Raw genomic sequence first — 20511 nt, 5'->3', positions numbered from 1 at the left:
TAAAAATTTTTGTGACCACTTTTTTTATCTCAGATTTACATCTGAGCCCAACAAACCCAAATGCTCAAAAACAAGTTCTAGAATTTCTAGCTAAAGATACGTTTTCTGGAGAAACCCTCTATATTTTAGGGGATTTATTTAACTCTTGGATAGGCGATGATGCACCTACAGATGAGGGTTTGGCTATAGCTCCAGCCCTCCATTGCTTATCAAAAAATAAAGTGCAAGTATATTTCCTTCCAGGGAATCGAGATTTTTTAGTTGGGCAGGAATTTGCAAAAATGAGTGGCTGTCAAATTCTACCTGATCCTACAGTGATTGATCTTTATGGTATCCCAACCTTACTTACCCATGGGGATATACTCTGTACAGATGATAAGATATATCAGAGATCTAAAGCCCGCTTTAGACGTCCCATTATGATTAACACCTATCTCTCTTTACCAAAATCCCAGCGTCAAGCAATAGCCCAAAGAATACAGCAAAAAAGTAGAGAACATACCCAAAGTCAGCCATTAGAAATTATGGATGCAAACCAAAATGCGGTGGAGGAAATCATCCAAAATTACCAAGTGACCCAAATTATCCATGGTCATACCCATCGCCAAGGAATACATGAGTTTTCAATAAACAATAATCCAAAACGAAGAATCGTTTTAGGGGATTGGTTTAATAAAAAAAGTATCCTTGTCTATAATAGAGATAATTTTTCTTTAATTAACTAACTTGCTGAATTAGCATTTTGTTCCAGTAATTTTATTAAAGAGCTTGGACGAATAAATCCCGGAATCATCGTACCATCCTTTAAAATAAAGGTAGGGGTAGCATTTACACCAATTTGTTCGCCTAAGAGAAATTGATCAGCAACAGGATTCGTGCACTGGGTAGTATTTTTTACAGGTTTATCTGCTTTTGCTAAAGTGACTGCTTTTTGCCTATCTTGAGCACACCATACATTAACTGCTTTATCATAGGACGATGAACCGATTCCTGCACGAGGAAAAGCAAGATATCGTACTTTAACCCCAAATTTATTGTATTCATCAATGTGTTGATGCATTTGGCGACAATAGGGGCAATCGATATCAGTGAAGATGCTTACCGTGTATTTATAATCTTTAGGGGTAAAGATAATCATGTCTTTTTCATCCAGTCCATTAATAGCAGCTGCTCGAATCTCTTTTACTCGCTTTTCCGTTAAATTGGTGCGAGTGGCTAAATCAATTATCTGCCCTTGAATAGCATAGTGCCCATCCTGAGTTAGATAAAATATTTGTCCACTTAGTATGACTTCATAAAGATTAGGTATAGAAGTGGGTTTAATACTCTGAGGTTTTGCATCAGGTGCCCATTTTTTTAGGAATTCTTTAATAGAATTTTCCTGCTGCTCATCTGCAGTTCCTAGACTTGAAAAAGTAATTAATATACTTAGGAAGATAATATTAAATATTAAATACATAGAATAAAATTTATGCTTTTATTAATCACGGAAATTAATATATTGCAGAGGTAAGCTGATTTTATATTCTCTTAGAATTGCAATGACTTGCTGTAAATCATCTCGTTTACCGCCAGATACTCTTACCTGATCTCCTTGGATAGTTGATTGTACTTTAAGCTTGCTTTCCTTAATTAATTTAGTAATTTCTTTAGCAATATCCTTATCAATTCCTTGGCGAATTTGAATAGTCTGCCGTGCTCTTTTACCAGAAACTTCCGGCTCTTTAGCCTCTAAACTGTTAACATCAATATTTCGTTTAGCTAATTTAGTATCTAAAATATTACCCATTTGTTGGAGTTGAAATTCATTTTCTGCCTCAAAAATAAGCTCCCCATCTGATTCCTTAATCACGGCATCAGTCCCACGAAAATCAAAACGTGTGCTAATTTCACGATTAGCTTGATCAACTGCATTTTTTAACTCATGTTTGTCTACTTCGGAGACAATATCAAAAGAAGGCATACTATGTTCTCTCTTTCATTAAACCATTTGAAATTAAGTCTATCTTCACTTTACCCACGAGGGTGGTATTGCTGATGAATTTTCTGTAATCTAGTCCTTGCTACATGGGTGTAAATTTGTGTTGTTGATAGATCAGTATGTCCTAACAGTATTTGTACTACTCTTAGATCCGCACCATGGTTTAATAAATGGGTTGCAAATGCATGACGTAGTGTATGGGGAGAAAGTGGCTTACTAATACCTATCTGTTGTGCATAACGTTTAATTAAATACCAAAACCCCTGTCTAGTCATCTCTGCTTTTCGTTGGGTAAGAAATAGAAATTCACTTGCTTGCCCTTTAAGAATTTCTGGGCGAATTTCATCTCTATAACGAGCTAGCCAGCTTAATGCAACTTCTCCTAGCGGTACTAACCGTTCCCGATTACCTTTACCCATTATTCGCACAGCACCTTGGCGAAAGTTAATCTGTGTTAAAGTGAGATTAACCAATTCTGATACTCTTAGTCCTGTAGCATACAATGTCTCCAGCATAGCACGATCCCGCATTCCTAGTGAGCAAGATATATTAGGTGCACTGATTAAAGATTCTACTTCCTCTTCAGTAAGCGAATTTGGCAAGGATCTACCTAATTTAGGGGTCTGGATAAAAGAACTTGGATCACTATCACAAACCTCTTCTCGGACTAAGTAGCGATAAAAGCGCCGTAAACTCGCTACAGTACGAGCGATACTCCGTGGTTTATAATGGCTATCTACTTGATGAAACAAATAATTACGTAAATCTTTTTGTTGTGCATTAAGTATTGTTTTGTTTTGCAGAAATAGCCAATTGAGAAATTGATTTAAATCATAATAATAAGCATATTGGGTATTTTCTGATAACCCTGATTCCCAGCGCAGGGAATCTAAAAAATAGGTAAGATATTTTTGATCATAGCCACGATCAGCCATGCTTAATAGAATACCCTTCATGGCACAATAGCCAAGATTTAATATCTAAGTTAGGTCCTTCTACAGAACCGCTATATCCTCCCAACCCTTGTTGAGATACTATTCGGTGACAAGGAATAAAAATAGGTAATGGATTAGAACGGCAGGCTCCTCCAATAGCTCTGGGACTTGTTTTAAGCTGTTGTGCTAATGCCCCATAGGTTAATGTGGTACCGCTTGGTATAGTACGTAAAGCTTGCCATACTTTTTTTTGAAAGGAAGTGCCTTCAGATAGCATGGGTAAATCAAAATCCATCTGAGGATTTATAAAATATGCTTGAAGTTGTGAGGAAACTTTTTTGGCTAGCGGCGTTGTTGCTATGAAGTCTGGAGTTTCTGGTGATAAAAACGATAAACCAGTTACTCCAGTCTCGCAGGTAGATATACCTAATTTACCCAATGGTGTAGTAAGAACTGCTGCATATCCATGGGCTATATCCATAATTAACTTTTAACAGCAATTTTTTCTTTAATTCGAGCTGCTTTACCTCTTAAATTACGTAAATAATAAAGTTTTGCTCGGCGGACATCTCCCCGTCGTTTTACTTCAATACTAGCAATTGCAGGGCTATGGGTTTGAAAAACCCGTTCTACTCCCTCTCCATAGGAAATTTTCCTTACGGTAAAAGCTGATCCAAGACCACGGTTTCGTTTTGCAATAACGATACCTTCAAATGCTTGAATGCGCTCCCGCTCCCCTTCAATAACGCGTACATTTACTTGTATCGTATCGCCAGGGTTAAAGTCTGGTATATCCTGTCTAAGCTGTGCCGCCTCAATTGCTTCAATAATGCTATTTTTATTACCCATTTTTATATTCTCTATTTTCCTGATATTCCTGAATAAATTCCCTAAGTAAGTCTTCTTGCTCTTGAGTGAGCCTATATGTATTAAATAAATCTGGGCGCTTTACCCACGTTCTCCCTAAAGACTGTTTTAGACGCCAACGATAAATAGCCTGATGATTACCACTAAGTAGTACTGGAGGTACTTGAGAATCCCCAATACTCTCTGGACGAGTATAATGGGGATAATCTAATAATCCATTTATAAAGGAATCCTGATGGGCTGATTCTTCACTGCCTAAAACACCTGGAAGAAGCCGAGTTAAACCATCAATAAGCACCATTGCCGCAAGCTCTCCACCGCTTAATACATAATCTCCAATTGACCACTCTTCATCAACTTCCATTTCTATAAGTCGTTCATCTATACCTTCATAACGACCTGCTATTAGAATAAGTTTATTATATTTTGATAGTGTATTTAGTCCTGATTGATCTAGTTTTTTCCCCTGCGGTGAGAGATAAATTACTCTACACAAATCTCCAAGTTTTAGCCGAGCAGCACAAATGGCATCATGGAGGGGTTGAACACTCATTACCATACCACATCCGCCTCCATAAGGGCGATCATCAACCGTATTATGAAGATTAGGAGAGAAATCTCTTGGATTCCAAAAATCTAGAGTAGAAATCCCTCGCTTGATTGCCCTTCCTACTACACCATACTGTGTTAGTGCACAAAACATCCCAGGAAATAGAGTGATAACACCAAAGTTCATATATTCTATTTTTAAGTGAAATTAAATTTACTTAAAAATCTAAATCCCAATCTACGATAATTACCTTTTTAGTAAGGTCGATTTGCTTTATTGTGGATTCAAGCAAAAAAGGAATATACCGCTCTTGTTCTCCCCTTACTACTAGAACATCATTTGCCCCTGTTTCTAGTAGTTGAACCACCCGACCTAGAATAGATCCAGTAACTGTAACAGCTTCTAATCCAATTAAATCTGCCCAGTAATACTTCCCATATTCTAGAGGGGCTAATTGATCGTGCTTTATCTCAATAGAACAATTTATCCATTGTGCCGCAACATCCCTATCGGTCATTCCTTCTAAGCAAGCTACGACTTTTTTTCCATGGACATGCCCATCTACTAAAGCAAATATCTGCCAGTCGTTATTTGTTTTTAAGTACCAAGGATTATAACTTAGGATATTACTTGGGGGATCGGTATAAGAATAGACTTTTACCCAGCCTCGAACCCCATATAGTCCTGAGATTTTCCCAACTAGAGTATATAGACAAAAATCATCTTTCACTCTATTTGTTGAAATAATCAGATTTAATACTAATTATGATTTTCTTTACTATAGGATTTTACTAATTGAGTTACCCGATCAGAAGGTTGTGCACCTTGAGATAACCAATAATTTACACGTTCTACATCTATTTTTAGTGGAATTTCTCCACCTGTCGCAATAGGATTAAAAAAACCTAATCGTTCAATGTACCGTCCATCTCGTCTATTGCGTTTATCAGTAGCCACAATAGTATAAAAAGGGCGTTTTTTTGCACCACCTCGAGCTAAGCGAATAACTACCATAGATTCATATTCCTAGTAATCTCTAAATAAATTTGTAGATTCTACGCTAACCCAACTTTTTTGAAAAGTATCTATTTAAAATGGTAGCCTAGATGCTGCTTTACTTCCCATACTACTCATTAGTTTTGCAAGCTTTCCCCCCTTAGACATCTTTTTCATCATTTTTTGCATTTGGGTAAATTGTTTGAGTAAACGATTCACATCTTGTACCTGAGTACCCGATCCGGCAGAAATACGCTTTTTTCGAGAACCTTTAATAATTTCTGGCTGGCGACGCTCTTGGAACGTCATAGAATTAATAATCGCCTCTAGTCGAATAAATTCCTTATCATTAATTTTATCTACCGCATTAGCAGGTAGATTCATTGTAGGAAGCTTATCCAAAAGATTAGCAATTCCCCCCATTTTATTCATTTGTTGTAATTGCAGGCGAAAGTCCTCTAGATCGAATCCTTTACCTTTCTTAAGTTTTTTTGCTAATTTTTCTGCTTGCTCTTTATCAACTTGGCGCTCTACCTCTTCAACAAGGCTGAGTACATCCCCCATACCAAGAATACGGGATGCAATCCGATCTGGATGGAATAATTCAAGTGCTGTGGTTTTTTCTCCAAGACCAATAAACTTAATGGGCTTACCAGTAATATGACGGATCGAGAGTGCTGCTCCCCCTCGAGCATCTCCATCTACTTTAGTCAGTACTACACCTGTTAAATCTAGAGCTTCATTAAAAGCACGAGCAGTATTTGCAGCATCCTGCCCAGTCATACTGTCTACGACAAATAAAGTTTCAACTGGAGAAATCGCTTGATGAAGATTTTTAATCTCTGCCATCATCTCATCATCAACATGGAGTCGCCCTGCCGTATCTACAATAAGCACATCAAGCGTTTGGAGCTGCGCCTGTCTAATGGCCCCTCTAGCTATAGTAATTGGGCTTTGATTAGTTTGACTAGGATAAAAATGAACGCCAATTTCATTGGCTAGGGTTTCTAATTGTTGAATTGCGGCAGGTCGATAAATATCAGCACTGGTAACAAGTACTGATTTTTTCTTTTGTTCAGTAAGCCAGCGAGCAAGTTTAGCTACTGTAGTGGTTTTTCCTGAACCTTGTAGCCCAGCCACTAAAATAATCGCAGGAGGGCGGGTGTCTAGTTTCAAGCCCTGAGTAGATTCCCCCATGGTATCTACTAATTCATCGTATACTAGTTTAATAAAGGCTTGCCCAGGGGTAAGACTACCCACAACATCTTGACCTACTGCTCGTTCTTGCACTTTAGCAATAAAATCTCGAACAACGGGTAAAGCAACATCAGCTTCTAATAGGGCAACACGAACTTCCCGTAGGGTATCCTTGATATTTTCATCACTAAGACGTGCCTGCCCTCGCAACCGCTTTAATGTTTGACCAAGACGGTCTGTTAAATTATCAAACATAATATATCCTCTTTAGGGTAAGTTTATTAATATTTTTGGATAATACCTAATTTTGTAGGGAAGTAGAGTAATGCGGAAATCCACTGGAGTAAGTAACCACTTATTTTTAATATAAAGTTAAAAGTAATGTAGTGGTAAAATCTACATCTAGATGACTTAATACTTATTTATATTATGTATTGTTATGCAATTTATATTTTTTGAGACCATCTCAGGGGTGATATGTTATTGTACTGCAAGTATGTTGCTAGTACGTTATTTACTTAGTACAAATACAAAAAATCCAAAAAATAGCCATAAACGACTAGTTAATATCTGTGGGTTTATAGGTGCTATTTTTCATACTCTAGTACTAAGAGATTTTCTTTTTACCCCAGCTGGTATAAATCTAAGTCTCACTAATGCTTTATCTACTGTAGCTTGGTTAATGGCAGCATTGCTAATCATTGCTAGCTTAAGACAACCAGTAGAAAATATGGGGATTGGTATTTACCCTTTTGCAGCAATTGCTTTAGGATTGCAGAATCTATTTCCAGAAAGCCATATTATTATCCCCTATAGTGCTGAATTAAGCACAACAGAAAAACCACTTGAGATTCATATTTTACTTTCTTTCTTTGCCTATAGTCTATGTGCTTTAGCAGCGATGCAGGCTATTTTGCTTGCAGTTCAGGATAACTACCTTCGTAACAAGCGCTTAAGAGGATTTGTGCGTGCTTTTCCTCCCTTGCAAACCATGGAAAGTATTCTATTTCAGCTCCTTACTCTAGGATTTATCCTACTCTCTTTAAGTTTATTTAGTGGCATTATTCCTTTAGAAGATATGTTTGCTCAGCATCTTGCTCATAAAACTGTATTTTCAATTATTGCTTGGTTTGTATTCGGCAATTTATTATGGGGTCGCTGGCGTTTTGGTTGGAGAGGACAAATTGCAATACGTTGGACTTTAAGCGGTTTCTTCTTTCTGATGCTTGCCTATTTTGGAAGCAAACTAGTCCTAGAGCTCATACTTCATCGAGTATAACAAAATAATTTGAAACCTAAGAGTAACACCTACCTAGATAATCATCACCATTTGCACTATAGGTTATAATCGAAAAATTTATTTTAGATAACAGCATAATTGCTGTTGCAGTTACTTAGTACTATTAAATTAGTGGGTTTTTTAAAATTTTCTAAAGTGATTAATCATGTAATCCAAAAAGGATAAAAATATGAAACTGCTAAAGATACTATTTACCACGGTAGGAATACTACTGCTGCTCATTATAATAGCGGCAATTGCAGCCCCATTTATAATCAACCCCAATAACTACAAGCCCCAAATTGCCGAACAAGTCAAAAAAGCCACCGGCAGAGATCTTAGCCTTGGAGGAGACATTAACCTCAGCTTCTTTCCTTGGTTAGGGGCAAAAATAGAAGACATTAGCCTCAGTAACCCACCGGGTTTTAGTCAAAGTCCTTTTGCCAAACTAGATGATATTCAAGTTAAGGTAAAAATCCTTCCCTTATTAAAGAAGGAAATAGAAATAGGTACTGTCATTCTGGATGGATTAGATGTCAATTTAATTAAAAATGCTCAAGGAAAAACCAACTGGGAAGATCTATCTCAGCCTAAGAAAGAAGAGCAGTCTACTAAAGCATCTACAGAGGATGAAGATCAGAGTAAAGATAAAAAATCCTCTATGGCTATTGCAGGGATAACCATTGGTGGGATTAGTATCCAAGATGCTCATATTAGCTACCGAGATGATCAAGAAAAGAAGAGTTACGATATTAATCATTTTAATATCACCAGTGATACTTTAGAGATGGGTAAACCTGCTAATATTGCGTTAAATACAGATTTTAAAGCCAATGATCCCAATATGAGTGGGCATTTGGATTTCGGCGGTACTGTTAACGCCGATTTAGAAAACAAACAATATAGCGTTAAAAATTTAAACTTAAAAACTAATGCCCAAGGAGAGCAATTCGCTAAGCCGGTAAGTGCAAGCATAGGTGCAAGCGGGATTAACGTAAATTTAAATAAAGAAACGCTTTCTCTACAGGATCTCTTGATTGATGCTTTTGGATTAAAACTTAAGGGACAAGCAAGTGGCACTCAAATACTTAGTGGTGGAACTATTAATGGGGAACTTGCCAGTAATCAATTTGATCCAAAACAAATCGCTAATTCTCTAGGTATCGAACTACCACCTACTGCTGATCAAACAGCACTCACTATGATGCAGCTTGGCTTAGTTTTTGGTGCTTCCTCTGATAGTTTTAATGCAAATAAGCTCATTGTTAAATTAGATGAAAGCACTCTTGCGGGGAACGCATCAGTAAAAAATTTTAAACAACCAGCGATTCGTTACAGCCTAGCTTTAGATAAGATTAATGCAGATCGCTACCTTCCTCCAAAAACTGAAAAATCTAAAAAAGAGATACCTGCGGTTTCCTCTTCTTCAGCTACTAAAGATACAAAATCCAAAAACTCTGGAGAGATTCCTGTAGATACTCTTCGAAAACTCAATATTGATGGCCTATTTAAGATAGGTGCACTCGTTATGAATAATCTTCGAATTCAAGATATTCAAATGGGAGTCAATGCTAAAAATGGACTAGTAAAGGTAAGTCCTGTTGCAGCTAAACTCTATGAAGGTACATTTAATACTAATGCAACCGTAGATGCTCGAGGACAAACACCTAAGCTAGCTTTAGATGAGAAACTTGCCAATCTTCAAATTGGTCCCTTACTAAAAGATTATTCTGGAAGAGATACCCTACAAGGAACCACTAATTTAAATGCAAATTTCACTTCAGCTGGAGCTAATTCAGATGCAATTAAAAGTAACTTAAATGGAACTGCTGGATTTTCCGTTGCTGATGGGGTATTCAGAGGCGTAGATGTTTCTAAAATGATTAAGGAAGTAGGCGGTCTTTTATCAGGTGGAGGCGGTGGTTTAGCTTCTTTAGCCTCTGGTGGAGGGATAGCTGCATTAGCCTCTGGTGGTGGACTAAGCTCTTTAAGCTCTTTAGCTTCAGGTGGAGATAGTGATGCAATAACAAAATTTGGCTCTATTAAAGGAACTCTAGCTGCAACAAATGGCGTGGTTGAAAATAATGATCTTGATCTTCAATCGCCTATCTTCCAAGCAAAAGGAAAAGGAACTGCCAATCTAGTTAATGAAAATATTAGCTATCAGCTTGACTTACTTGCTAATGAACTTAAAGGTACAACTATCCCAGTACAGGTGAGTGGTACGCTAAGTCAGCCTAAATATGGCGTAGATATGGCTAGTCTCATGCAAGGACAAGTTGGAAAAGATCTGAAAGGTGGGTTAATGAAAGAGGCAGGAAACCTTATGGGAGGTAAAGGAGGAAGTCCTCTAGGAGGCGTAGGTGATCTTTTAGGTGGTGGCAGCAAAGAATCTGGGAAAGGAGCTTCAGGTGCGATTGATACTATTAAAGGAGAGGCAACCAAAGACATGATTCAAGATAAATTAAAAGGGTTTCTTCCTTAAGAAATAAGAAAATTTATCTAGGGTAGCTTGTATTATTACAGGCTACCCCTTTTTTTTGTAGAATAATAAGAAACAAAGCGTAATTTATGAAACTTATAAAACCAAGGCGCCAATGATGAAACTGCTAAAGATACTATTTACCACGGTAGGAATACTACTGCTGCTCATTATAATAGCGGCAATTGCAGCCCCATTTATAATCAACCCCAATAACTACAAGCCCCAAATTGCCGAACAAGTCAAAAAAGCCACCGGCAGAGATCTTAGCCTTGGAGGAGACATTAACCTCAGCTTCTTTCCTTGGTTAGGGGCAAAAATAGAAGACATTAGCCTCAGTAACCCACCGGGTTTTAGTCAAAGTCCTTTTGCCAAACTAGATGATATTCAAGTTAAGGTAAAAATCCTTCCCTTATTAAAGAAGGAAATAGAAATAGGTACTGTCATTCTGGATGGATTAGATGTCAATTTAATTAAAAATGCTCAAGGAAAAACCAACTGGGAAGATCTATCTCAGCCTAAGAAAGAAGAGCAGTCTACTAAAGCATCTACAGAGGATGAAGATCAGAGTAAAGATAAAAAATCCTCTATGGCTATTGCAGGGATAACCATTGGTGGGATTAGTATCCAAGATGCTCATATTAGCTACCGAGATGATCAAGAAAAGAAGAGTTACGATATTAATCATTTTAATATCACCAGTGATACTTTAGAGATGGGTAAACCTGCTAATATTGCGTTAAATACAGATTTTAAAGCCAATGATCCCAATATGAGTGGGCATTTGGATTTCGGCGGTACTGTTAACGCCGATTTAGATAGTCAATATTATCAAGTTCAAAATACTAACGTAAAACTTACTGCTTCTGGTAGTGGCTTACCAGTACAACAAATTGCACTCCAACTAGGGGCTAACATCGATGCTTTTTTAGCTAAAGAGCAAATCACAATCAATAGTCTAAAACTAACTGGAGATGTTCAGGGAGATCAACCAGTACGATTTTCTTTAGATTCACCTAGAGCTGCTCTACTCAAAAATCGCCTCCTTAAAATAGATGACCTAAAACTTGTAGGCAAAAAAAAACAGCCTCAAGAAGTTTTATTTGCATTAAAGAGTTCTATCATTGGAGATCTAGAAACGAAACGCTATGGGGTTAAAAATTTAGTCCTTAAAGCTCAAGCTCAAAATGAGCAATCCTCCAAACCGATTAATGTTGGTATAGGTACCAGCGGAATTAGTGTGGATCTAAATAAAGAAACCTTAGCTTTGCAAAATCTGTTGGTAGATGCTTTTGGCATAAAGCTTAAGGGGCAAGTTACGGGTACCCAAATACTAGGGGATAAAGCAGTCTTTAACGGTAATCTAGCAAGTAACCAATTCAACCCAAGGCAAATTGCCGATTCCTTAGGAATTACATTATCCCCCACTGCAGATAAAACCGCATTAACTGCAGCACAGCTAGGATTAGGATTTATTGCTTCTAAAACTAGTTTTAATGCTAATAAAGTGGTTGTAAAGCTAGATAGTAGCACTTTGCAAGGAGTTACTTCGGTAAAGAGTTTTAATCAACCTGCTATTCATTATGATTTCACTTTAGATAAGGTAGACACGGATCGTTACCTCCCTCCTAAAATTAAAACAACCCCTACTAAGGAAAAATCCCCTATCGGGGTGCTACGCACCCTTAAAATTAAGGGAGATGTAAGTGCAGGTGCAGTTCCGCTTACTATCGGGAAAACTACACCTGTGAAATTAGGTAGCGATTTTAGCGCCGTTGAACCTAAACTTAATGGGCGATTAGATTTTAGTGGAAACGTTACCCCTACCCAGCAGAATGGCTATCAAATTCAAAACACCTACCTTAAATTAATTAGTAATAGCCCAAAACTACCTATTAAAGCACTGGATTTACAGTTAGGTGCAAACATTATTGCTAATACGGATAAAAAATATTATCAACTTAAAAATACGGACTTAAAACTTACCACATCAGGATCAGCGCTCCCAGTAGATCAAGTAGCACTCCAACTTGGGGCGAATATCGAAGCATTTTTAGCTCAAGAGCAATACACGATTAATAATGTAAAACTCACTAGCCAAGTAAAAGGGGATAAAGAAGCTAACATTAGCTTAGATTCTCCCAATATTTCTTTAGTGAAAAATCAACTTAAAGCTGATAGCCTGAAACTGGCTAGTCAAATAAAGAAACCTCAGAATGCCCAAATTAATTTAACTACTGCGTTAGAGGGGGATCTTGATAAAAAACAATACCATTTTAAAGGATTAAAACTAGATACCAAGGCGCAGGATTCTAAATTTCCTAAACCTGTAAATGCAGGGCTAAGTACTGGTATTGATGTTGACTTAAATAAAGAAACTCTTACGGTACAAAATTTAAATTTAGCTGCGTTGGGGATGAATCTTGCTGGGCAAATTAACGGTACTCAAATTTTAAGTGCTCCCCATATTACAGGGCAGATATCAAGTAATCAGTTTAATTTACGTCAGGTAGCACAAGCTCTTGCCATTGATTTACCACCAACCGCAGATAAATCAGCACTAACTTCTGCTCAAGTAAATTTAGGATTTTTAGCCTCACCTACCAGTCTTGACGCACAACAGCTGACTTTTAAATTAGATGAAAGTACCTTACAAGGATCAGCGTCAATCTATGATTTTGTACATCCTAGAATTCAATCCGATCTCAGTTTAGATAAAATTAATGCTGATCGTTACTTACCTCCGGTAAATAAAAAGCTAGGAGGATCTCCATCAAAAACAGCAAGTGTGAGTACAGCTTCAGATTCAAGTGAACTACCTATTGATACCCTTCGGGCTTTAAATATAAATAGCTCATTTAAAATAGGAGAACTTATTTTTAAAGGGCTACGTACGCAAAATGTTCAAGTAGATTTAGTAGGTAAAGATGGCTTGGTCAGTATTGATCCGATGGCTGCCGATCTTTATCAAGGCTCTTTTAATGGTAATGTGCATTTAGATGTAAGAGGAGCAGTACCTCAACTTTCAACTCAAGAAAAACTTGCTAATGTTCAAGTAGGTCCGCTACTTAAGGATTATTCCGGAAGTACCGCTATTCGAGGTACTACCCATTTTGCATCTAATTTTACTGCTGCTGGTATGTCCTCAGATGCTATGAAACAACACCTTAATGGCTCTGCTGAATTTTCATTTACCGATGGAGCCATTAGGGGGGTGAATATTGTGAAAATGATCCAATCTGGTATTGGTGCTATTGCAGGATTAGCATCAGGAGATTCTCTTAGCCAATCTCTACAATCATTCGCTGCTGCTCCTACTGACAATGGAGAAGAAACTAAATTTAGCTCATTAAAAGGTACACTTTCTGCCGTAGATGGGGTACTGAAAAACTCTGATTTAAACATTCAATCGCCTGCACTAGCAGCAACAGGATTGGGAACAGCAAATCTTGCTAGTGAAAAAGTAGATTATCTATTGAAGGTAACCCTGCCTAGCTTAAAAGATACTACTGTGCCAGTAAAAGTAAGTGGTACCTTAAGTCAATTAAAATATGATGTGGATATGGGTACAGTAATGCAAGGAAAAGCAGGTCAAGCAATTAAGGGTAAGATTGGTAATCTTTTGGGTATCCAGAAGGGAGGAGATGCAGGAGCATCAGATGGTGGCACAAAGAATTTAGGGAAAAGTTTACTAGGAGATATTCTAGGCCAACCAAGTGGTAATCAGGGAAATGCAACACCTGCAGATGCTGGAAACGGTTCAAGCGGAAAACAGGGTTTAGGTCAAAGTATCTTAGGAGACATTCTAGGAGGGCAATCTAACAATCAAGAAAATTCTAATTCAGCTGGCTCAGATGGTAACTCTGATTCAGGAAAGGTGCTAGATAATGCGATCCAAAAAGGAATAAGAGGATTATTTAAATAATTAGCTTCTCCGAAATTTAATTTTTCTTATTGCCCATCCTAATAATTAGGATGGGCATTTTTTCTAGTTCTTGAAACAAGAAAATCTAGTTAGTTTTAGCCAATCACTCCTCGAGTGGTTTGATTCCTACGGGCGTAAACATCTGCCTTGGAAAATAAATCCTACCCCTTATCGAGTATGGGTTTCGGAGATTATGCTTCAGCAAACCCAAGTGACTACTGTAATTTCTTACTATGAGCGTTTTACAAAGCATTTTTCTGATTTATCTTGTCTTGCTCAAGCATCCGTAGATGAAGTTTTAGAACTTTGGGCTGGATTAGGCTATTATGCAAGAGGGCGTAATTTACATCGAGCAGCTCAAATAGCTTGGGATACCTATGGGGAAATTCCTCCTCATTTTGAGGATTTAATAAAACTACCAGGGATTGGCCGATCTACTGCAGGGGCAATTCTAGCGTTAGCATTAAATCAGTCCTATCCTGTTTTAGATGGTAACGTAAAACGGATTCTAACCCGCCAATATGCCATTAATGACTGGTTTGGTCATCCTAGAATTGAAAAGCTGTTATGGCAATATGCTGAAGAGTTACTACCTACTGAACGAGTTGCTGACTATACACAAGCACTCATGGATCTAGGTGCTACGGTTTGTACTCGACAGCGTCCCAAGTGTTCTATTTGCCCCATCAAAGATTCTTGCCAAGCCTATTTTTTAGGAACTCAAGGTAACTATCCTGTACCCAAGCCCCAGAAAAACCCTTTATCTTTGCGGACTACTCAAATGGTGATTTTATCTAATCATCAACAAGAAATATTCCTTGAACATCGCCCTCTTACAGGTATTTGGGGAGGATTATGGAGTTTTCCAGAATGTTCCATAGAAACTAATTTAGAAAGTTGGTGTGAAGATCAGTTTAATTTTAATTATCAGGTAGAAAGTATTAAGAAATTACCTTCTTTACGTCATCGCTTCACTCATTTTATTTTAGATATTTATCCTGTTTTAGTACAAGTGAGCAGCGAACATAATAATATTGCTGAATCGAATCAAAAAACTTGGGTTTCAACTAAAAAAGCATACCAACTGGGACTACCAGCACCTACTTTAAAATTACTTAAAAAGTTAAATGAAGCTAGCGATCTAAAGCATATGGTGTAGGATCTAAAATAGAATCTCGCTGCAAAATAATATCGGTAAGTAATCGAGCAGAAGCAGGTGCTGTTACAATACCATTACGGAAATGCCCTGCGTTAAGATAAAATCCTTCAATATCAGGAACAGCACCAATATAGGGAATGCCACGGGGTGATCCAGGGCGTAACCCTGCCCAGTGGTATACTATAGGTAAAGATTGCAAGCAAGGCATAAAAGAATAGGAAAATTCTTGAAGTTCCTCTTGTGCTCTTTGAGTCGTTGATTTATTAAATCCTTGATGTTCTATGGTACTTCCTGCTAGGATATGCCCGTCCATTCTAGGGATTAAATAATGACCTTGGGCGACAACAATTTTAGAGAGTAATTGAGGATCGCCTTTAAAAGCAATTATCTGACCTCGTACGGGAGTTATAGGAATTTGAATATCAATCGATTCTAAGAACTGACCACTCCAAGCACCTGCAGCAACAACCACTTGACGTACTGGGAATTTTTGGTTTTTTGTAATTATTGCAGCAATAGATCCATTACGAATCAATAATTTAGTAATTTCACAGTTTTCTTTGATGGTTACCCCTAACTTCCTTAAATAAAAGCGTAATCCTTGCATTAATTTTGGGTTACGCACTTGGGCAGTTTTCGGTAAATAGAATCCAGATTCCCCGCTTAACCCATGGGGCCATTGCTCATGGTGTGGCTGAATTAAGGTAGTAGAGATATTCCAGTGATTTGCCCAAGATTGGATTTGCGCTTGTTCAGCTATATCTAACGTGAGCAACCCACATTGTGTCCATTCTGGATCTACCCCACTTTCCTCTCTAATAGTTTGGCAAAGAGTTTGATAGTGCTGCTGGCTCCAAGCAACCAATTGATTGACGGAATCAGGTTCATGCCATGGATAGACAGGAGATAAAATACCACCCCCTGCCCATGAGGCTTCATAGCCTAACTGCCCTCTTTCTAATAGGGTAACTTTAAAACCATTCAGGTGGAGTTCTCGGGCAGTAAGCATACCGATAATGCCTCCCCCAATAATAGTAATCTCTTGATCCACCCTAAAACATCCTAAAAACTCATTATTAGAGAGTTTATTATATAGGATTAGAATTGATGAATGGATTTAACAATTAATTATTGTTACTAAAAAGAGCAGGAATAACCTGAGATTCTCCTGAAAAATTTGGAGCATTAATATTATCTGTCAGTACTATAGATTGATTATCTCCCCAAGTTACAGTTACAGTGGCTTGTTTAAAGTCTGGATAAGATTTACTGGGACAAGAAGAAGCAATTGTGGGATATGGGCAATAATAATTATCTTCAACAGTCCAACTGCGTGCATAAGATATATTATTAATCGTAATATCTGTATCTGCTCCACTTTGGATGTTGACAAATGAATTAGTTGCTCCAGTTAGCTGATTAAAGGATCCTTGCAGATCATCTAACTTTCCTTGGACTAAATTTAAAGCAGTAGTTCGCTGGTTGGTTTCACTACTACTTTGCAATAGTATTCCTTGTAGTTTTGCGGTAGCCACCATCGTAACACTTAAAATAACAATGGTAATCATCAGCTCTACCATCCCTAGCCCTTTTTCCCTAGGAATAGCCTTAAAATATCTTAAGCAACTCATTTAGCCACCATCTATCCAACTATAAGGGACTGATACTAATCCACCGCTGCCAATAGCAATACCTTGGTAGGCTTTTTTCAATATCCCACTGTTATAGGTAAGGTTACCACTGGCAGTAATTGTGCCATTTGCTACCAAGGTACCTTGTACAGAATTTCCAGATGCCGTTATATTTTGATAACTATATAAAAGACCGTTCATTGTTGTATTGCCAGTAATCGTTACATTTCCGGTAGCTATAATAATCACTGGGTTACTTGCAGTACCTAGTGTAACATTATCACTAATGGTGCAATTTCCAGTTATCCAATAAACCCCGCCACTTACTGTCTTATTACCTGACCACTGATTACAATTAGAAAGCTGAGTTGCTTGATTTTGAATGGACTGCGCATTGCTTACTGGCGTATTAAATACATATTGAAATAAATCACTGGGGACAGGAGTAGGAGGTGGGGCACTATTTGAGCCTGAGGGATTATATATATCACCATTAAGAGTAATATTGCCATTTTTTGACACGCCATTTGTGGCAGATAAATCGCCATTAAACGTAATATTACCGCTTGCAGCTATGCTGCTTGTTGATGATATATCACCACCAATAGTAAGGTTACCACTCATCTGTACCGCATTTTTAGCCCAGATCGCCATGGTGCCATCACCAAAGGAGACATTACCACTTAGTGTAATCGCTGATCCTGAAACTAACGGGGCACGCACAGGTCCTGGAATACTAGAGGAAATTAAATACAGTCCACGCTGAACAATTGTTTGACCTCCAGTAGGAGAAGATCCCTGAGTTACTGCAATTATCACGGAAGGATTAGTAATATTTTGTAGTAAAAAGGATTGTTGATTCTGTATTCCTACATTATCGTTTGCTTGATATTTCCAAGAAGGAATATCGTTATATTTTGCTCTCACGCTACAGGGGAATCTTGAATTGCAAGCACGCCATAAAAGATTAGTTGGATCAGCCAGATTTGGATTATTGATAATACTATTAATATCCTGATTAGCAGCTGCATTTGCCGTTGAAAAATTTTGACTCGTACTTAGGCTATTAGATGATATTTTTTGCCCGGTAATATCCATATTGGCAGTGTGCAATGTAGTGACTGCAGTTAATAAAGACATGCCTATAGCCGCAGTTAACGTCACTAGTCCTTTTTGCGAAAAAGCAGGGATTTTTTTTCTTCTTTTCATATTTTTTTATCCTACTTTAAGCTATTAAAAGTATTGATCGTTTCTGACTTTCACAATAGTCTCTAATGTTTTAGAAATCTGAGAATCACTATTAAGCTGTCCCTCTAAAGTGATGCGATATTTCCGTACTTGAACCGTGACACCACTTCCTGTATTCAACGCAGGAGGGCTTAGATCATTAAATTGCAAATTAGTTATATTAAGGGTGCTTTCATCGGTTAAATTTTGCCACCCAGAGCCACTACAGTCTGCCCCCGCTTGGCGTACTTCAACAGCGTTATCACTCGTGTCTAATCGATAGCCAAATTGATTGGCATTAGTAAGGGTTCCGCTCCTATCAAAATCATAACTAAATAAAAGACAGGTCCCATCTGTGCTTACTGTAATTTGAGCAAATGGGTTAGCAGGTACTGTTGTAGTATTGCTAATTAAATTATTAATTGCACCACTCCAATAACCTGCTCGTCTTAGATCCCGGATAATCATTGTCATTACTACATTTAATTCACTATTGAGATAATTAATCTGGGAGGTCGTGTTATTTGCTTTTAAGATAGAACTCATCATTGTCAGCGCTCCACCCATCACGATCATTCCTAAAGCTGAAGAAACCATGAGCTCAACTAAACTAGATCCTTTTTGAAATCCCATTGATCTGAATCTTGCTAGCATGTGGCATACCCTTTAACATTACCTGAGCCACTGGGTGAACAGATGCGTATTCGACCTCCAGAGGCTACTCTGGCTTGTAGTATTTCATTGTATTTTGATTGAAATTGAACCCTTACTGTCCCGGCAGTGCCCCGTTGTGGCGTAAATGAAAATGATTGAGGGGAAACATTTGTGATAGAAATTCCTTTGAAATTAGTGCTATTTATAATGTATGGATTAGTTCCGTCTAGGGTACAAAAATTTGTTCCAGCACTAGTAATAGTACAATCACAAGTAGTAGTTAATGTTGGCTTTGGAGCTAAACCGTAGCACCAATTAGTACTTCCATCCGATTGAACGAAGATACCGACAGGTGTATTTTGATTAATGGTACTGGTACGGGCATACTGCATATCTGAATAGAGTTTTTCAGCTGCAGATTCTAGCCTTTTTAGATCTGATAACTGATTGAAAGCTGGAGCAGCAGTACCGACTAGAACTGCTGTGACTACCATCACAGTAAGTATTTCTGGAAATGTAAAACCAGAATCTTTAGTGTAGGTAGCTATATTAGTATGATGGCATGTCATAAATTATTTTTTTATTATTTATTTTTTATATAACTATTTAATAGATATATTAATATTTAATTATTAATTATGACAATTTTTTTATTAAACCTATTTTTTATCAGCAAGATATGATCTTTTTTTAAGGATGATTAGAATGAAAAAAAATGCTGGATTTACTCTTGTTGAAATACTTATTTCAGCTATTATTTTGATGGTTCTTTCTTCAATTGGGATTTCCTCTTATCTGCAAATTACTCATCAGGGTCGGCGTGCGACTGCAATTGCAACTTTAGCTGAGAATCAGCTTAAGTTAGAAATGTACAAGGCAAAAAATGGATCTTATAGTAATGATCTCTCCCAAATAGGCGGCACTACTGGGGATGATTACTATAACTATAGTATTAGTATCGCAACCAATAATTACATACTGACAGCAACGGCAATATCTGGAACATCTCAACAAAATGATAGTGAAGGTAGTGTTGCATGTACTACACTTACCTTAAATGGACCCGGTTTGGGACCTGGAATGAAAACACCTAGTGCGTGCTGGAGTTAAAAATTTGATAATAGAACAGAGGTTAGAGGCGAAATTGAGGTTAAATTTTCTATCTAAGAGCGTTGTATTAAACTGTTTATAACAAGAAGTGTCACTCCTACTGTAATAGTAGAATCAGCAATATTAAAGGCAGGCCAATGCCAATCCTTATAATATAGATCTATAAAGTCAATAACATATCCATGAATAAATCGATCAATGATATTACCTATAGCACCTCCTAAAATCAGAGAAATAGGTAAGGATTCTTTTAGATTATTATTTTTTGTTTTATATAACCAAATAAGTAGAATACCGCTCACTATTAGGGCAATAACTAAAAAAAACCATCGCTGCCATCCACCTGCATCAGCAAGAAAACTAAAGGCTGCTCCTGGATTATGGGCAAGGGTTAAATTAAAGAAAGGAAATATAGCAACCGGCTGATAAAGAGATAGATTAGTTTCTGCCAAATACTTTGCAATTTGATCGGCCACCACAATGAGTAGAGATATATTTAACCACTTAAACATTCTCTA

Annotated in this window: 21 protein-coding genes; 6 read left to right on the top strand and 15 right to left on the bottom strand. The window is 37.5% G+C overall.

From position 1 onward, the window contains the following. Nucleotides 1-11: 11 nt before the first annotated feature. On the top strand, nt 12-725 hold the full coding sequence (gene lpxH, locus OOL07_RS02725; RefSeq protein ID WP_264694890.1) for a UDP-2,3-diacylglucosamine diphosphatase: 714 nt from the start codon (nt 12-14) through the stop codon (nt 723-725). On the opposite strand, the gene OOL07_RS02720 is transcribed toward lpxH, so the two are convergent. From OOL07_RS02720 to ffh, 9 genes are all read right to left on the bottom strand, one after another. Beyond that, complete coding sequence (locus OOL07_RS02720) at nt 722-1459, bottom strand: DsbC family protein (RefSeq protein WP_264694889.1); 738 nt, start codon at nt 1457-1459, stop codon at nt 722-724. The genes lpxH and OOL07_RS02720 overlap by 4 nt on opposite strands. Nucleotides 1460-1480: 21 nt before the next feature. After that, nucleotides 1481-1963 (bottom strand): YajQ family cyclic di-GMP-binding protein, encoded by a 483-nt coding sequence (locus OOL07_RS02715; protein ID WP_264694888.1) that lies wholly within the window; start codon nt 1961-1963, stop codon nt 1481-1483. Between the two features lie 50 nt (nt 1964-2013). Continuing rightward, a complete protein-coding gene (gene xerD / locus OOL07_RS02710; protein ID WP_264694887.1) occupies nt 2014-2937 on the bottom strand; it encodes a site-specific tyrosine recombinase XerD in 924 nt (307 codons plus the stop codon). After that, entirely contained in the window at nt 2909-3397 is a 489-nt protein-coding gene (locus OOL07_RS02705; protein WP_264694886.1) for a methylated-DNA--[protein]-cysteine S-methyltransferase, read from the bottom strand. Before OOL07_RS02705 ends, xerD begins: the two co-directional genes overlap by 29 nt. Before the next feature lie 2 nt (nt 3398-3399). Continuing rightward, a complete protein-coding gene (gene rplS / locus OOL07_RS02700; protein ID WP_264694885.1) occupies nt 3400-3765 on the bottom strand; it encodes a 50S ribosomal protein L19 in 366 nt (121 codons plus the stop codon). Further along, nucleotides 3758-4519 carry a tRNA (guanosine(37)-N1)-methyltransferase TrmD gene (trmD, locus tag OOL07_RS02695; protein WP_264694884.1) on the bottom strand — a complete coding sequence of 254 codons (762 nt, stop codon included), beginning with the start codon at nt 4517-4519 and terminating at the stop codon, nt 3758-3760. Before trmD ends, rplS begins: the two co-directional genes overlap by 8 nt. A 31-nt stretch (nt 4520-4550) precedes the next feature. Next, nucleotides 4551-5063, bottom strand: a complete 513-nt coding sequence (gene rimM / locus OOL07_RS02690) for a ribosome maturation factor RimM (protein ID WP_264694883.1) — start codon at nt 5061-5063, stop codon at nt 4551-4553. 29 nt (nt 5064-5092) lie between these two features. Then, nucleotides 5093-5347: a 30S ribosomal protein S16 gene (gene rpsP, locus OOL07_RS02685; protein ID WP_264694882.1), complete on the bottom strand. Its 255-nt coding sequence runs from the start codon at nt 5345-5347 to the stop codon at nt 5093-5095. A 75-nt stretch (nt 5348-5422) separates the two neighbouring features. Next, on the bottom strand, nt 5423-6781 hold the full coding sequence (ffh, locus tag OOL07_RS02680; RefSeq protein WP_264694881.1) for a signal recognition particle protein: 1359 nt from the start codon (nt 6779-6781) through the stop codon (nt 5423-5425). Between the two features lie 184 nt (nt 6782-6965). Between ffh and OOL07_RS02675 the strand changes: the two genes are divergently transcribed. From OOL07_RS02675 to mutY, 4 genes are all read left to right on the top strand, one after another. Continuing rightward, a complete protein-coding gene (locus OOL07_RS02675; protein ID WP_264694880.1) occupies nt 6966-7805 on the top strand; it encodes a cytochrome C assembly family protein in 840 nt (279 codons plus the stop codon). Between the two features lie 190 nt (nt 7806-7995). Continuing rightward, on the top strand, nt 7996-10290 hold the full coding sequence (locus OOL07_RS02670) for an AsmA family protein (RefSeq protein ID WP_264694879.1): 2295 nt from the start codon (nt 7996-7998) through the stop codon (nt 10288-10290). A 112-nt stretch (nt 10291-10402) separates the two neighbouring features. Then, nucleotides 10403-14212 carry an AsmA family protein gene (locus OOL07_RS02665; protein ID WP_264694878.1) on the top strand — a complete coding sequence of 1270 codons (3810 nt, stop codon included), beginning with the start codon at nt 10403-10405 and terminating at the stop codon, nt 14210-14212. Between the two features lie 70 nt (nt 14213-14282). Next, nucleotides 14283-15371, top strand: a complete 1089-nt coding sequence (gene mutY, locus OOL07_RS02660; RefSeq protein WP_264694877.1) for an A/G-specific adenine glycosylase — start codon at nt 14283-14285, stop codon at nt 15369-15371. Here mutY and thiO read toward each other — a convergent pair. From thiO to OOL07_RS02635, 5 genes are all read right to left on the bottom strand, one after another. Then, nucleotides 15346-16422, bottom strand: coding sequence for a glycine oxidase ThiO (gene thiO, locus OOL07_RS02655; protein WP_264694876.1), 1077 nt, complete (start codon nt 16420-16422; stop codon nt 15346-15348). The genes mutY and thiO overlap by 26 nt on opposite strands. 73 nt (nt 16423-16495) lie before the next feature. Beyond that, a complete protein-coding gene (locus OOL07_RS02650; RefSeq protein ID WP_264694875.1) occupies nt 16496-17002 on the bottom strand; it encodes a type IV pilus modification PilV family protein in 507 nt (168 codons plus the stop codon). Continuing rightward, nucleotides 17003-18211, bottom strand: coding sequence for a hypothetical protein (locus OOL07_RS02645; protein ID WP_264694874.1), 1209 nt, complete (start codon nt 18209-18211; stop codon nt 17003-17005). 24 nt (nt 18212-18235) lie between these two features. Continuing rightward, on the bottom strand, nt 18236-18862 hold the full coding sequence (locus OOL07_RS02640) for a prepilin-type N-terminal cleavage/methylation domain-containing protein (RefSeq protein ID WP_264694873.1): 627 nt from the start codon (nt 18860-18862) through the stop codon (nt 18236-18238). Between the two features lie 14 nt (nt 18863-18876). After that, nucleotides 18877-19452, bottom strand: coding sequence for a GspH/FimT family pseudopilin (locus tag OOL07_RS02635; protein ID WP_264694871.1), 576 nt, complete (start codon nt 19450-19452; stop codon nt 18877-18879). Nucleotides 19453-19588: 136 nt separating this feature from the next. Here OOL07_RS02635 and OOL07_RS02630 point away from each other — a divergent pair, with 136 nt between their 5' ends. Further along, nucleotides 19589-19993: a type IV pilin protein gene (locus OOL07_RS02630; protein ID WP_264694869.1), complete on the top strand. Its 405-nt coding sequence runs from the start codon at nt 19589-19591 to the stop codon at nt 19991-19993. A gap of 53 nt (nt 19994-20046) precedes the next feature. On the opposite strand, the gene lspA is transcribed toward OOL07_RS02630, so the two are convergent. After that, nucleotides 20047-20505: a signal peptidase II gene (gene lspA / locus OOL07_RS02625; protein WP_264694867.1), complete on the bottom strand. Its 459-nt coding sequence runs from the start codon at nt 20503-20505 to the stop codon at nt 20047-20049. Between the last annotated feature and the right edge of the window lie 6 nt (nt 20506-20511).

Source organism: Candidatus Nitrosacidococcus sp. I8 (genome assembly GCF_945836005.1).
Classification (GTDB): domain Bacteria; phylum Pseudomonadota; class Gammaproteobacteria; order Nitrosococcales; family Nitrosococcaceae; genus Nitrosacidococcus.
Note: the sequence above shows the minus strand (reverse complement) of the source record. Positions and strands in the feature narration are given on the sequence as shown.

Coding starts and splice junctions, on each gene's coding strand:
- OOL07_RS02675 (WP_264694880.1), top strand. CDS start 6,966: ATGCAATTTATATTTTTTGAGACCATCTCAGGGGTGATATGTTATTGT.
- ffh (WP_264694881.1), bottom strand. CDS start 6,781: ATGTTTGATAATTTAACAGACCGTCTTGGTCAAACATTAAAGCGGTTG.
- OOL07_RS02665 (WP_264694878.1), top strand. CDS start 10,403: ATGATGAAACTGCTAAAGATACTATTTACCACGGTAGGAATACTACTG.
- OOL07_RS02640 (WP_264694873.1), bottom strand. CDS start 18,862: ATGGGATTTCAAAAAGGATCTAGTTTAGTTGAGCTCATGGTTTCTTCA.
- OOL07_RS02645 (WP_264694874.1), bottom strand. CDS start 18,211: ATGAAAAGAAGAAAAAAAATCCCTGCTTTTTCGCAAAAAGGACTAGTG.
- OOL07_RS02705 (WP_264694886.1), bottom strand. CDS start 3,397: ATGGATATAGCCCATGGATATGCAGCAGTTCTTACTACACCATTGGGT.
- OOL07_RS02670 (WP_264694879.1), top strand. CDS start 7,996: ATGAAACTGCTAAAGATACTATTTACCACGGTAGGAATACTACTGCTG.
- lspA (WP_264694867.1), bottom strand. CDS start 20,505: ATGTTTAAGTGGTTAAATATATCTCTACTCATTGTGGTGGCCGATCAA.
- OOL07_RS02650 (WP_264694875.1), bottom strand. CDS start 17,002: ATGAGTTGCTTAAGATATTTTAAGGCTATTCCTAGGGAAAAAGGGCTA.
- OOL07_RS02635 (WP_264694871.1), bottom strand. CDS start 19,452: ATGACATGCCATCATACTAATATAGCTACCTACACTAAAGATTCTGGT.
- OOL07_RS02715 (WP_264694888.1), bottom strand. CDS start 1,963: ATGCCTTCTTTTGATATTGTCTCCGAAGTAGACAAACATGAGTTAAAA.
- rplS (WP_264694885.1), bottom strand. CDS start 3,765: ATGGGTAATAAAAATAGCATTATTGAAGCAATTGAGGCGGCACAGCTT.
- trmD (WP_264694884.1), bottom strand. CDS start 4,519: ATGAACTTTGGTGTTATCACTCTATTTCCTGGGATGTTTTGTGCACTA.
- OOL07_RS02630 (WP_264694869.1), top strand. CDS start 19,589: ATGAAAAAAAATGCTGGATTTACTCTTGTTGAAATACTTATTTCAGCT.
- rpsP (WP_264694882.1), bottom strand. CDS start 5,347: ATGGTAGTTATTCGCTTAGCTCGAGGTGGTGCAAAAAAACGCCCTTTT.
- OOL07_RS02720 (WP_264694889.1), bottom strand. CDS start 1,459: ATGTATTTAATATTTAATATTATCTTCCTAAGTATATTAATTACTTTT.
- xerD (WP_264694887.1), bottom strand. CDS start 2,937: ATGAAGGGTATTCTATTAAGCATGGCTGATCGTGGCTATGATCAAAAA.